Below are 12,208 nucleotides of genomic sequence, written 5' to 3' on the forward strand. Positions count from 1 at the left end.
AGCCCCCGACGCGGACGGCGAAGCCCGCGCCCCTGCCCCGGGCAGCAGCGCGGCGCTGTGGCAGCGCTGGCTGCAGGATCCCAACAGCCCGCCCTACCGCGCCGTGCTCCTGCGCGACCGCGCCTTGCTCGCCGCGCTGTTGCCCAGTTTCTCCACCACCGACCCCACCGACTGGGGCGACAGCGAGAAGCTCTATGGGGCGCTGAGCAAGGTCATCGCCAGTGACGATGCCGGCTTGAACCTGCGTGACACCCTGCGCCAGGCCATCGCCGAGATGCAAGGCGCGATCAATGGCGCCAGCCTGCGCCTGAAGCCCCTGCTGCCGCCCGGCGTGCAGCGCGCCGTGATGCGCCTGAACAGCGCCAGCCAGTGGCTGTACAACGGCGTACAACTGATCGAGCTGCAGGTGCAGATGAAGCTCAGCGAGTACTACGCCCTGCAGAGCGCCCACTTGCGCGAGCTGCAGCACAAGGCCAGCGCGCAGACCGCCAAAGCCCGTGAACGCATGCTCCTGGGCCTGCGCGAATTCGACGAAGGGGTGAGCGCGTCCAGACGCTGGGTGCGGCCGGTCATCCAGCACGGGCTGCTGAGCCTGGCGGTGCTCGACCCGAAGCTGGCGCACAGCGTCATCACCGTCAGCGTCTGGGTCGAGGGCACCGCCGACGTGCTGCAGGAGCGCCTGGCCCAGGAAGCCGGTCTGCGCGTCAACCAGCTCAGCGACGCCGCGCAGATCAGCCTGGTCAACCTCTCGGTCGCCGCAGGAACCCTCGACGCCAACGCCCGCCAACTGCTCCACGGCATGCGCATCACCGCGAAACAGGCGGCGCAGCTGGTGCGCACCAGCTTCACCGGCATGCGCGGCGTGGCGGGCAGCTGGGAGCTCCTGCTGGCCCTGGGCGGCTTGTACCTGACCCACGACAGCCTGGCGAAGAATCTAGAAAAGGCGGAAATCGAGATCGGCGAGAAATCCAGGGAAGCGGTGATGGCGTTGCATGGGTCCAAGCTGGCGATTCTTGGCGGCGGGATCGAGACGCTGGGTTTGATCATCAAGGCCGGCGCCACGCAGATCAATAGCAGGATACCCCTGACGCGTGCGGGGACGGCACGGGCGGTCACGACCATCAAGATGGGGCGGACAACCGTCAGGATAGGTGCCGTCATGGGGGCCGTAGCCGGTATTTACGATACGGCGCAAGCGGTCTTTGCCTTAAAGCGAACATGGGCGAACGGGGACGAAAGCGCCATGTACGCTTATAAATTTACAGTAGCACTATCGATTGCCGGAGCATTTTATTCCGTCTATGCAGTATTTAGTCCAGTACTGATAGGCCCTTTAGGCATAGCAATCATCCTTGCTACGGCTGCGTACGGTGCTAGCAATTGGGCAGCAAACAGAGAATCGAGCCCAATAGAACGTTGGGCAAGGCGGTGTTATTTCGGCAAAGCCAATGAAAGCCCTGCCATTCATTGGGAATACCCCGAACATGCGGATATCGCTTTTGCAGCATTAAACGCCGCCACATTAGGTGTTGAAGCGGGTCTGAATTTCGAAACCCAAAGAGCCGACCCCACGCTCACGGCTAAAATCGGATGGATTGCCCAAGCGGCCACCGAGCAAAAGCTGACATTCAAGATCCTCCTCCCCAACATTGATGCCTCCAGCTACAGCTATCACTGGTCCCTGACCGCTCACCGACATGGCGATGGGGTTCCGTCCAACTACACGAGCGGCGAGATCATCGCGACAGGGTCCCATGAGGTTTTACATCCATTGCCAACCTCGCAGAAAAAGCCCTCGTCGCGCCCCTCTCGCAAAGTGAAAGACTACAGAACAGATACCCTCAGCCAAAAAACCAGCAAAAAATCTGCCGTGTTGCACTCCGGTGGATCCACTACCACCGAGTTCATAACCGGCCACATAGAACTCACTCCAAGCCTTGGCAGGCACAGCATACAGGCTGCAACTTTAAACGTGACTTACTGGCCAGACCGAAACTCTCCTGAGGCCTATGCACACTTAGAAATCCAGGCGATCAACGAATGACTAAAACCAATGAATACCTACCTCGCCATCCTCTGGGCTGGAAATGCGACCTGCCTCTCCCCAATGAAAAGCCCATACAAAAGACTAACGCAGCCTTACTACCACCCACACCAAACAAAATAAATGACACCTACATAGAAATCCCTAGATCCACTCACAAAATAAGAGGAGTATTTATAATTGGAGGCACACTATGCTTCCTAATTACGCTATTACCAATCGCAGCTCTTGTAGCAACGATAATAGCCGGAAGCGTAAAAGCCGCAGCAGACATAATCACAATAACAATTATCACACTAGCAGGCATATATTGGGCAACTATATTCTTTGTCCGCATGGATATCGAACTTCCACGCGACGAACCAATCCGCTTCAACCGACTCAGGCAAAAAGTCTATTTTTATGAATTTCGATTTGATCGCATCCACATATTCAGCAGAAAGAAATGGGGGGTGCGACCCGTAGCCTACGACTGGCAAGACCTCATCGCCGAAGCCTGTAGTGTCTACGCGCCCATGGGCAATGGTGGAGTCGTCGAGAAAGTCCTTATCGCAGTCCGCAAGCCAGGTACCGATGAAATCATCGACCGTCTTTTCTTCACCCATAACATCGAGGATGGAAAGCGATACTGGGAGATCATCAGACTGTTCATGCAACAGGGCCCCGACGCCCTTCCCACCTTTGTCCGCCCGCCCCGCGATTGGGACAATGACTTCGAACTCACCCCCATTCGCCGATTGGCCCCCAGGGTGCAATGGCCGGAAGCGATAGACCGTGAGTCCCGTACCGATCCCACAGGAGACCCCACGTGAGATCGATTGCGTGTACAGCCCATCAGGAATCCATGGAACTCTGTCAATGACCATTAATAACAATACGCTACCTCGCCGGGGCCTAGGGTGGAAATACAATCTACCTCTACCCAATGAAAAGCCCACACAAAATCTCAACGCAGTCGTGCTCCCCCCAACGCCAAACAAAATAAATGAAACCTACATGGAGGTACCCAGATCCACACTAAGAGTTAGAGGTATCGGCCTCATCGGTGGAAGCATAGTCCTGTTGACAGGGCTACTACCAATACTATCTTTAATATACATAACGGCATTCGAAAGGGTGAGAATTGAACTGAATTTCACCATAATAAGCCTAACCGCGCTGACAGCTATATATTGGTTGACCATTCCTATCGTACGCTTAGACGCTGAACTACCGCGCGACGAGCCGATCCGCTTCAACCGACTACGACAAAAAGTTTACTTTTACGAATACAAGCAAGACAAGGTTCGAATATTCAGTAAAAAGCACTGGGGGGTACGCCCTGTCGTTTATAACTGGAGCGACCTCATCGCCGAGGTCTATAGCCTTTATGCCCCTATGGGCAACGGCGGACTCGTTGAGAATATCGTCATCGCCGTACGCAAGACAGGTACCAACGAAATAATCGACCGCCTGTTCTTCAGTCATGACCTTGAGGATGGCAAGCAATACTGGGAGATCATCAGACTGTTCATGCAACAGGGCCCAGACGCCCTTCCCACCTTTGTTCGCCCACCCCGCGATTGGGACAATGACTTCGAGCTCACCCCCATTCGCCGACTGGCCCCCAGGGTGCAATGGCCGGAAGCGATAGACCGTGAGTCCCGTACCGGTCCAAATCCAGAAGAAACAACATGAAGCCGGTCGCAGACCGCACAGTGCAGGATCGACAAGGAACTGAACGCACGCGATACCCGCCTGCTGGGGGCATGGATGGCGCGACAACCCCTGTAAGCAAACTATTTTGGGCTGCGAGGCTCTGAGCGGCTTACCAGCAAATTCACTGCGATGCGTCCGCAGGTAAGCTCGCTCATTACGCCCCATCAATTCGGTCAGCAAGCCCAGGTTTGCAGATGCAAAAGGGCATCCCGTCGCCGACAGATGGCAAAAGGCCGCGCATTTTCCAACCCCCGCTACACTCCTCATTGACCTGCTCGCGATTTATCCCCACGACCCGTTCAGCCATCGCAAGGAGGCTCGATGAACGATGAATTGCAGCATCTGAAAAACCTTGGCAAGACCTCCGCGCAATGGCTGCACGCCGTCGGTATCCACAGTGCTTCGGACCTGCGCCGGCTCGGCGCGGTGGGTGCCTATCAAGCCGTGAGAACGCGAGGATTCCGGGCTTCGAAGGTGTTGTTGTACGCCATCGAGGGGGCCCTGCTGGACATGCACTGGAACGACCTGCCGGCCGAACGCAAGCAAGCGCTGAACCAACAGCTCGACGCGAAGTGCCCGGCGCAGAAAAACGAAAAATAATTCGCAAAAGGCATTGACGTCGAAATGAGAATCGTTATGATTATCACGACTGGTCGCGAGACCGGTTGGGTAACCTGAATGCTCCCTGGTTCGGACGCTCAGATTATCTCCTCATCAGGCTAATCACGGTTATTGACCCGGCACTTTGCCGGGTCTTTTTTTGCCCGCGATTCAGGGTGCCTTGCGCAGCTGGGCGCAGTAGTCCTGCTCCGGTGTCGCCGGGGTGTACCAGACGAAGTCGGCCATGCCCGGCTCGACCGTCTCTCCCACTTCCGTCAGCAACAGCACCTTGCCCTCGGCCTTGGCGTCGAGGTCGGCCAGATGCAGGGGCACGCCCAGGTCCTTGCGCGCATGGTAGCTGCCAGTGAGCAGCAGTGCCGGTTGCGGCGCGGCCAGCAGCCGCTCGGCAATGCGTCGGTCGCGCTGCTGCTGCACCGCCAACATAGCCGGCAGCTGGCTTTCCGGCAGCAGGTTGCAGTGGCCAGCGCGCACCTGAGCCAGCAGCGCCTGCACCACGGCCGGCGCATTGGAGCGCTCGCCCGGCGGTGTCGCTGGCTGACGATAGGCCTGGCGGACTTCCTCCTGCGACAGGTTCGCGGCCAGCAGCGGGTATGGCTGGCCCAGGGCCTCGCGGACGATCGCCCCGTACAGCGCCCAGTCCCAGCCGGGTTGCCAATCGAGGGCCTTGGGCAGGTCGGCTGCCGGCGACGCCTTTCCCTTCTGCGCATCGACCAGGGCCTGCTGCCGTGGCTCGAGCATTTCCAGCAGCAGGCTGCCCTGTGGCCGGCGGCTCTCCAGGGCACGCAGCAACCAGAGCTGCAGGCGGTGGTGGTCGGGGTTGTCGTGCTTTTCACCCACCAGCACCCGTGGCGCATCGGCCAGGCGCTGGACCAACTGCCCAGGGCTCAAGGCTTGGCCGCTGGACAATTCGATGATCTGCCCCAACTGGACGCTGTCACGGCCCTCGGTACCCTGCCAGGCCGGCACGGGTGGCAGGCTCGCCTGGCAACCACCCAAAGCCAGCATCAAGCAGATGGACAGCAGGGGATGGCGCATGGAGTAAGCCTCTTAGCGAGTGATGATCAGCGGATGGCCGCGCTCCGGGTGCGGCTGGACCAGGACATCGATACCGAACACTGCCCGCAGCGCCGTTGGCGTCAGCACCTGTTGCGGCGTGTCCAGGGCATGGCAGCGGCCCTGCTCCAGCAGCAGGATATGGTCACAGTAGCGCGCCGCCAGGTTCAGGTCATGCAGGATGACCAGCACCGCCGCGCCACGGTCGGCGAAGCTGCGCACCGCTTGCAGCGTGGTGTGCTGGTGCAGCGGGTCGAGCGCGGAGGTGGGCTCGTCAAGCAGCAGCGTGGTACCCGGCTCACCCGGCCACAGCTGGGCCAGCACCCGCGCCAGGTGCACGCGCTGGCGTTCGCCGCCGGACAGCGCCAGGTAACTGCGCTCGACCAGGTGCCCCGCATCCGCCGCCGCCAGCGCCACCTCGACGATCTCCCGGTCACGCTGACGGCCGCTGGCATGGGGCAGTCGACCTAAACCGACCACCTCCTCGACACTGAACGCAAAGCCCAGGCTGGATACCTGCGGCAACACCGCCAGTCGCCGCGCCCGTTCCTGGCCCGGCCAGCCCTCCAGGCTGCGGCCATCGAGGCGGACCTGCCCGGTGCTGGGCGCCAGTTCGCCACACAGGGCACCGAGCAGGCTGCTCTTGCCGGCGCCGTTCGGCCCGAGCACGCCGAGAACCTGCCCGGGCCGCAGCGTCAGGTTGATGTCGTGCAGCACAAGGCTGCCACCGCGCTTAAGAGAGAGCCCTTGGACGTCGAGCATCAGCTGCGCACCTTCACCAGCAGGAACAGGAAGAATGGCGCACCGATGAACGCGGTGACGATGCCAATCGGCAACTCCGCCGGGGCCAGGGCCAGACGCGCGATCAGGTCAGCGAACAGCAGCAGGGTGCCGCCCGCCAGCAGTGACGCTGGCAACAGCACCCGGTGATCCGGCCCGGCCACCAGCCGCACCAGATGCGGCACCACCAGGCCGATGAAGCCGATCAGGCCGGCGGCGGCAACCGCCGCCCCCACGCCCAGCGCCGTGCAGAACACCAGTTCGCGCTTGAGCGCTTCGACCTCGATGCCCAGGTGGCGGGCTTCCGACTCGCCCAACAGTAACGCGTTGAGCGCCTGCGCCCGGCGCGGCAGCCACAGGGCCACGGCGGCAGCCACCAGCAGCAAGGGCCAGAGCCGCTCATAGCTGGCACCGTTGAGGCTGCCCAGGTTCCAGAACGTCAGGGTGCGCAGGGTGGCATCGTCGGCCAGGTAGGTAAACAGGCCCACCGCCGAGCCGCCCAGCGCGGTCATGGCGATACCGGCCAGGAGCATGGTGGCCACGTTGGTCTGGCCGTCACGCCGCCCCAGGCGGTAGACCATCGCCGTCACGCCCAGGCCGCCGACGAAGGCGCAGAGCGACAGCAGGTAAGGCGCGAACCAGTCGGGAATGCCCCCCAGCCAACTGCCACCGACGATCGCCACCGCCGCGCCCAGGGCGGCGCCGCTGGCGACGCCGACCAGCCCCGGGTCGGCCAGCGGGTTGCGAAACAGCCCCTGCATCGCCACGCCGGACAACGCCAGCACGGCACCGACCGCCAGCCCCAGCAGGGTGCGCGGCAGGCGGATCTGGCCGAGGATCATCTCGGCCTGCTCCAGGCTCTCGCCGGCCACCGGCAAGCCGACCAGGCGCAGGCCGGCGCGCAGGGTATCGAGCAACGGCAGGCTGACCGGGCCCAGCGCCAGCGACAGCCAGACCGCGAGCAGGCACAGCAACGCCAGGGTAATGAACAACGTACGTGGTCGAACCCGCTGCCTCATGGGTTTAGGCTGGCCTTGGCGGCGGGATAGAAGCTGGCGGCCAGTTCATGCAGGGTGGCCGGCAGGCGCGGGCCCAGGCCGCCGACCAGCAGCGTCGGGTCCAGGGACAGCAGGCGCTTGTCGCGCACCGCGCGCGAAGTCGCCAGGGCCGGGTTTTCCTTGATCAGTGCCTGCAGGGCCTGCTCGCCGCTGAGGGCCCGGTCGGAGAACACCACCACCTCCGGATTCAGCGCGGCAAGGGCCTCCACCGAGAAGTTCTTGTAGCCCTGGTGATCGGCGAGGTTGCGGCCTCCTGCCTGGCGCAGCACCCAGTCCCCGGCGGTGCCCTGTCCCGCGATCATTGGCTTGGCGCCGGCATGGCCGACCAGTAGCAGGACGCCGGGCGCCTTGTGCCCGGCCTGGGCCTGCTCGACCTGCTTGTGCAGCGCCTCCAGTTGCCGGCGATAGTCAGCGGCCAGCGCCTCGGCCTTCTGCTCGTTACCCAGCAACGCCCCCAAATGCTTGAGGTTCTCGTCCACCGCGCCGACCTCGGCCTTGCTGGAGAACAGCTCGACCCGCACCCCGGCCTTGCGGATCTGCGCCAGCACCGGCGGCGGCCCCATCTCCTCGGTGCCCACCAGCACATCAGGGCGCAGGCTGAGGATGCCTTCGGCCGACAACTGGCGCTGGTAGCCGATGCTGGGCAGCGCCTTGAGCGACTCGGGATGCTGGCTGGTGGTATCGACACCGACCAGCCGCTGCTCGCCGCCCAGGGCGCTGATCCACTCGCTCAGGGCGCCACCGGCGCTGACCCAGCGCTGCGGCAGCTCGGCGGCCATGGTTTGGGCGGACAGGGCAAGACCGGCGCACAGGGCAATCAAGGCAGCGGGACGGCGCATCATCGGATTCCTTTGCAGAGGGCGGGCAGCACACCTTGTGGCGGGCAGCACAAGTGCGCACCATAGACAGCCTGGCGCGGCGAATGCGGGCAATTTGATAATTATTCGCATTGAAGCGTCAAGCCATCCCTTTGTCACACGGCTTAACCGGAAGCTCCGCCGCAATGCATTTTCTCTGCGCCTCCAACGACCTCGCCGAGGGCCACAGCCGCGCCTTCAGCGTAGCCGGCGTGCCGCTGTTCGGCGTGCGCCGCCAAGGCAAGGTCCACCTCTACCGCAACCGCTGCCCGCACCGGGGCATCCCGCTGAACTGGGCAGCGGACAGCTTTCTCGACGACAGCGCGAGCCTGATCCAGTGCGCCCATCACGGGGCCCAGTTCCTGATAGAAAGCGGCGAATGCATCACCGGCCCCTGCGCGGGCGAATGGCTGGAGGCCCTGGACTGCCGGGAAGACAACCAGGGCATCTGGTTCACGGATTGAGCAGCACCGGCAGCGGGCGATCGATGACCAGTTGCTGCGCATCCAGGCGGGTGCCGTAGGCCAGTACCTCGACCCCTTGCGCCACGGCGGCGCGCAGGGCCTGGGCATAGGCGGCGTCGATCTCCTCGGCAGGACGCACGGCCTCGATGCCGGTCAGGTTCACGCAATACAGCTGCACCGCACGGATGCCCTGGCGCGCCAGGGCGGCCAGCTCGCGCAGGTGCTTGGCGCCGCGCTGGGTGACGGCGTCGGGGAAGGCCGCCATCGGCGTGTCGGGGTAACCCAGGGTTACGCTCTTGACCTCGACATAGGCCTTGGAGCCGTCGGCATACTCCAGGTAGAAGTCGATCCGGCTGCGCTCCTCGCCATAGGCCACCTCACGCTTGAGCGTGGTGAAGCCGGCCAGCTCGCTGACCACACCGGCGCGCAAGGCCTCCTCCACCACGGCGTTGGCGCGCCCGGTGTTGACGCAGGCCAGACGGCCCTGGGGCGTTTCGCTGATCTCCCAGGTACCGGGCAACTTGCGCTTGGGGTCGTTGGAGCGGCTGAACCACACCTGCCCGCCCTCGCGCATGCAATTGAGCATGGAGCCGGTGTTGGGGCAGTGAATGGTGATCTGCTCGCCACTGGCCAACTCGATGTCGGCCAGGAAGCGTTTGTAGCGGCGCAGCAGGCGCGCCTGTTCCAGGGGCGGAAACTGCATCGGTCAGCCCTGCCAGCTCTGCAGGCCACGGGCGATGCGCTGTACCGCCTCTTCCAGGCGCGGCAGGCTCTGGGTGTAGGCGAAACGCACATGATGACCGGCCTGATGTCGGCCAAAGTCCAGGCCCGGGGTGAACGCCAGGTGCTCGGTTTCCAGGAAATGCCGGCAGAACGCGAAGGCATCGCCGCCGAACGCGCTGATATCGGCATACAGATAGAAGGCCCCCTGCGGTTCCACGGCGATGCCGAAGCCCAGCCCGCGCAATGCCGGCAGCAGGTAGTCGCGGCGACGGGCGAACTCGGCGCGGCGTTCCTCGAGGATAGCCAGGGTTTGCGGCTCGAAGCAGGCCAGCGCGGCATGTTGGGCCATGCTCGGGGCACTGATGTAGAGGTTCTGCGCCAGCTTTTCCAGGTCACCCACCGCCGACGGCGGGGCCACCAGCCAGCCCAGGCGCCAGCCGGTCATGCCGAAATATTTGGAAAAACTGTTCAGGACGAATGCCTCATCGTCCACTTCCAGCACGCTGGGCGCATCCATGCCGTAGGTGAGACCGTGGTAGATCTCGTCCACCACCAGATGCCCATGGCGCTCGCGGGTGGCCCTGGAAAGGCTGGCCAGCTCGTCGCGGTCGAGTACCGTGCCCGTCGGGTTGGCCGGCGAGGCGACCAGGGCGCCGACAGTGTCCTTGTCCCAATGACGCTCGACCAGATCAGCGGTCAGCTGGTAATTGACGTCCGGCCCCACCGGCACCAGCTGCGCGCCGCCTTCGACCAGGCGCAGGAAGTGCCGGTTGCACGGATACCCCGGGTCGGCCAGCAGCCAGTGCTTGCCCGGATCGACCAGCAGGCTGCTGGCCAGCAGCAGGGCGCCAGAGCCGCCTGGGGTGATGAGCACGCGCTCCGGGTCAAGGTCCACACCGTAGCGCTGGCCATAGAACCCGGCGATCGCCTCGCGCAGCTGCGGCAGGCCACGGGCCGCCGTGTAGCGGGTGTGCCCGGCGGCCAGGGCGGCCTGACCGGCGGCGACGATCGGCGCGGCGGTGGTGAAGTCCGGCTCGCCGATCTCGAGGTGGATCACGTCGTGGCCCGCGGCCTGCAGCTCGTTGGCACGGGCCAGCAGGGCCATGACGTGGAAGGGTTCGATGGCGCGACTGCGCGCACTGTGTGGCTGAGCCATGGGCCTTCTCTCAATTGGGTCTAAACTGGTGATTCTACCTGTGCACGCCAACGAACGCGCCGGTCAAGCCGCTGTCAAAAGCAGGCATAGGGCGGGGTAGCGCACCCTGGATCTATCTGGTAAGTTCGGCGGCTCGCAGTCGCAGGGCCGGCGGGCGCCGGAGATGGAAGCAGCCTGCGCATTGGATCAGATGAGTGAGAGGCGGTCTATTCATGTCCACCGTAGAAAAGCAAAAAGTCCAGACCATGTACGGTGTCGAACCCTACGTAGAGACCAAGGGTGAGGAGTACATGGGCGAGCCCATGAAGAAGCACTTCACCAAGCTCCTCAACGCCTGGAAAGGCGAGCTGATGGTCAGTGTGGATCGCACCGTGGACCACATGAAGGACGAAGCAGCCAACTTCCCCGACCCGGCGGACCGTGCCAGCCAGGAAGAAGAATTCGCCCTGGAGCTGCGCAACCGCGATCGCGAGCGCAAGCTGATCAAGAAGATCGACAAGACCCTCGACAAGATCAAGGCCGACGAGTACGGCTGGTGCGACTCCTGCGGCATCGAGATCGGCCTGCGCCGCCTCGAGGCCCGTCCGACCGCCGACCTGTGCTTCGACTGCAAGGAAATTGCAGAGAAGAAGGAAAAGACTGTCGGTAAAGGCTGATCCCTGACCCTCGCAGACGGGGCGTATCGGTTGTGGAAGCGGGCTTGCCCGCGTTCTACGACGGGTACGCCCCGTCTTCATTTATATAGCTGTGCGATCCATGAACGACTCCCGCTACATCGGCCGCTTCGCCCCCACCCCCAGCGGCTTCCTGCACTTCGGCTCGCTGGTCGCCGCCCTCGCCTCCTGGCTCGACGCCCGCGCCGTGAACGGTCGCTGGCTGCTGCGCATGGAGGACACCGATCCGCCCCGGGAGATGCCCGGCGCCCGTGACGCGATCCTGCAGACGCTGGAGCGTTACGGGCTGGAGTGGGACGGCGAGGTGGTGTTCCAGAGCCAGCGCCATGATGCCTATGCCGCGGTGGTCGACCGCCTGTTCAACATGGGCCTGGCCTATGCCTGCACCTGCTCGCGCAAGCAGCTGGAGGGGCACAACGGCATCTACCCGGGCTTTTGCCGCAACGCCGGGCACGCCCGCGAAGGCGCGGCGATCCGTCTGCGGGTGCCGGAGCTGATCTACCGATTCAGCGACCGGGTCCAGGGCACGTTCGAGCAACACCTGGGCCGCGAGGTGGGCGACTTCGTCATCCAGCGTCGCGACGGGCTGTATGCCTATCAACTGGCGGTGGTGCTGGATGACGCCTGGCAGGGAGTTACCGATATCGTGCGTGGCGCCGACCTGCTGGACAACACGCCGCGCCAGCTGTACCTGCAGGAGTTGCTGGGGTTCTCGCAGCCACGTTACCTGCACATTCCATTGATCGTGCAGCCGGACGGGCACAAGCTGGGCAAGTCGTACCGCTCGCCACCGCTGGAGGCGGACCAGGCGACGCCATTGCTGCTGCGAGCCCTGCGGGCATTGGGGCAGCCGGCCGATCCGGCACTGGCGGAGGCCAGCCCGGCCGAGGTGCTGGCGGTGGCCCGGCAGCAATGGCGACCGGAGCATATTGCGCGGCAGATGACGGTACCCGAGGCTGAATTGCATTAATGTCCTGATCCGACCGGCCAACGCGGTCCCTGTAGGAGCGGCCTTGTGCCGCGATGGGCTGCAAAGCAGCCCCGGCAATATCTGAGGCAACACTGAAAACCTGGGGTCGC

Annotated in this window: 13 protein-coding genes; 7 read left to right on the top strand and 6 right to left on the bottom strand. The window is 63.6% G+C overall.

From position 1 onward, the window contains the following. From V0R62_RS15705 to V0R62_RS15720, 4 genes are all read left to right on the top strand, one after another. Positions 1–2,044 (top strand): T6SS effector BTH_I2691 family protein (locus tag V0R62_RS15705; protein ID WP_330104410.1); only part of this gene is annotated, 2,044 nt, incomplete at its 5' end. After that, complete coding sequence (locus V0R62_RS15710) at positions 2,041–2,856, top strand: DUF6708 domain-containing protein (RefSeq protein ID WP_330104411.1); 816 nt, start codon at positions 2,041–2,043, stop codon at positions 2,854–2,856. The genes V0R62_RS15705 and V0R62_RS15710, both read left to right, overlap by 4 nt. Before the next feature lie 304 nt (positions 2,857–3,160). Continuing rightward, complete coding sequence (locus V0R62_RS15715) at positions 3,161–3,721, top strand: DUF6708 domain-containing protein (RefSeq protein WP_330104412.1); 561 nt, start codon at positions 3,161–3,163, stop codon at positions 3,719–3,721. Between the two features lie 342 nt (positions 3,722–4,063). After that, positions 4,064–4,342: a TfoX/Sxy family protein gene (locus V0R62_RS15720; RefSeq protein ID WP_028691223.1), complete on the top strand. Its 279-nt coding sequence runs from the start codon at positions 4,064–4,066 to the stop codon at positions 4,340–4,342. 171 nt (positions 4,343–4,513) lie between these two features. Here V0R62_RS15720 and V0R62_RS15725 read toward each other — a convergent pair whose 3' ends face one another. The 4 genes from V0R62_RS15725 to V0R62_RS15740 are packed head-to-tail and all read right to left on the bottom strand — an operon-like array spanning position 4,514 to position 8,096. Beyond that, a complete protein-coding gene (locus V0R62_RS15725) occupies positions 4,514–5,398 on the bottom strand; it encodes a ChaN family lipoprotein (RefSeq protein WP_330104413.1) in 885 nt (294 codons plus the stop codon). A 12-nt stretch (positions 5,399–5,410) separates the two neighbouring features. Next, positions 5,411–6,178 carry a heme ABC transporter ATP-binding protein gene (locus V0R62_RS15730; protein ID WP_330104414.1) on the bottom strand — a complete coding sequence of 256 codons (768 nt, stop codon included), beginning with the start codon at positions 6,176–6,178 and terminating at the stop codon, positions 5,411–5,413. Beyond that, complete coding sequence (locus V0R62_RS15735; RefSeq protein ID WP_330104470.1) at positions 6,178–7,161, bottom strand: FecCD family ABC transporter permease; 984 nt, start codon at positions 7,159–7,161, stop codon at positions 6,178–6,180. The genes V0R62_RS15730 and V0R62_RS15735 overlap by 1 nt, the downstream gene beginning before the upstream one ends. A gap of 50 nt (positions 7,162–7,211) precedes the next feature. Next, complete coding sequence (locus V0R62_RS15740) at positions 7,212–8,096, bottom strand: heme/hemin ABC transporter substrate-binding protein (RefSeq protein WP_330104415.1); 885 nt, start codon at positions 8,094–8,096, stop codon at positions 7,212–7,214. Positions 8,097–8,257: 161 nt separating this feature from the next. Here V0R62_RS15740 and V0R62_RS15745 point away from each other — a divergent pair, with 161 nt between their 5' ends. Continuing rightward, positions 8,258–8,575, top strand: coding sequence for a Rieske (2Fe-2S) protein (locus V0R62_RS15745; RefSeq protein WP_330104416.1), 318 nt, complete (start codon positions 8,258–8,260; stop codon positions 8,573–8,575). On the opposite strand, the gene sfsA is transcribed toward V0R62_RS15745, so the two are convergent. Together sfsA and V0R62_RS15755 are read right to left on the bottom strand one after the other, a co-directional pair. Then, positions 8,565–9,278: a DNA/RNA nuclease SfsA gene (sfsA, locus tag V0R62_RS15750; protein ID WP_330104417.1), complete on the bottom strand. Its 714-nt coding sequence runs from the start codon at positions 9,276–9,278 to the stop codon at positions 8,565–8,567. The genes V0R62_RS15745 and sfsA overlap by 11 nt on opposite strands. A gap of 3 nt (positions 9,279–9,281) precedes the next feature. Next, a complete protein-coding gene (locus V0R62_RS15755; protein WP_186732758.1) occupies positions 9,282–10,454 on the bottom strand; it encodes a pyridoxal phosphate-dependent aminotransferase in 1,173 nt (390 codons plus the stop codon). 212 nt (positions 10,455–10,666) lie between these two features. Here V0R62_RS15755 and dksA point away from each other — a divergent pair, with 212 nt between their 5' ends. Together dksA and gluQRS are read left to right on the top strand one after the other, a co-directional pair. Then, positions 10,667–11,110, top strand: coding sequence for an RNA polymerase-binding protein DksA (gene dksA / locus V0R62_RS15760; RefSeq protein WP_050706966.1), 444 nt, complete (start codon positions 10,667–10,669; stop codon positions 11,108–11,110). A gap of 100 nt (positions 11,111–11,210) precedes the next feature. Beyond that, positions 11,211–12,098 carry a tRNA glutamyl-Q(34) synthetase GluQRS gene (gene gluQRS / locus V0R62_RS15765; RefSeq protein ID WP_330104418.1) on the top strand — a complete coding sequence of 296 codons (888 nt, stop codon included), beginning with the start codon at positions 11,211–11,213 and terminating at the stop codon, positions 12,096–12,098. The last annotated feature ends 110 nt before the right edge of the window (positions 12,099–12,208 follow it).

The organism is Pseudomonas carassii, assembly GCF_036324045.1.
GTDB classification, from domain to species: Bacteria; Pseudomonadota; Gammaproteobacteria; order Pseudomonadales; family Pseudomonadaceae; genus Aquipseudomonas; species Aquipseudomonas peradeniyensis.

Bases quoted from the DNA above. Each gene is read 5' to 3' on its own strand.
- V0R62_RS15710 (WP_330104411.1), top strand. From the start codon at position 2,041: ATGACTAAAACCAATGAATACCTACCTCGCCATCCTCTGGGCTGGAAA.
- V0R62_RS15720 (WP_028691223.1), top strand. From the start codon at position 4,064: ATGAACGATGAATTGCAGCATCTGAAAAACCTTGGCAAGACCTCCGCG.
- V0R62_RS15725 (WP_330104413.1), bottom strand. From the start codon at position 5,398: ATGCGCCATCCCCTGCTGTCCATCTGCTTGATGCTGGCTTTGGGTGGT.
- V0R62_RS15730 (WP_330104414.1), bottom strand. From the start codon at position 6,178: ATGCTCGACGTCCAAGGGCTCTCTCTTAAGCGCGGTGGCAGCCTTGTG.
- V0R62_RS15740 (WP_330104415.1), bottom strand. From the start codon at position 8,096: ATGATGCGCCGTCCCGCTGCCTTGATTGCCCTGTGCGCCGGTCTTGCC.
- V0R62_RS15745 (WP_330104416.1), top strand. From the start codon at position 8,258: ATGCATTTTCTCTGCGCCTCCAACGACCTCGCCGAGGGCCACAGCCGC.
- sfsA (WP_330104417.1), bottom strand. From the start codon at position 9,278: ATGCAGTTTCCGCCCCTGGAACAGGCGCGCCTGCTGCGCCGCTACAAA.
- V0R62_RS15755 (WP_186732758.1), bottom strand. From the start codon at position 10,454: ATGGCTCAGCCACACAGTGCGCGCAGTCGCGCCATCGAACCCTTCCAC.
- dksA (WP_050706966.1), top strand. From the start codon at position 10,667: ATGTCCACCGTAGAAAAGCAAAAAGTCCAGACCATGTACGGTGTCGAA.
- gluQRS (WP_330104418.1), top strand. From the start codon at position 11,211: ATGAACGACTCCCGCTACATCGGCCGCTTCGCCCCCACCCCCAGCGGC.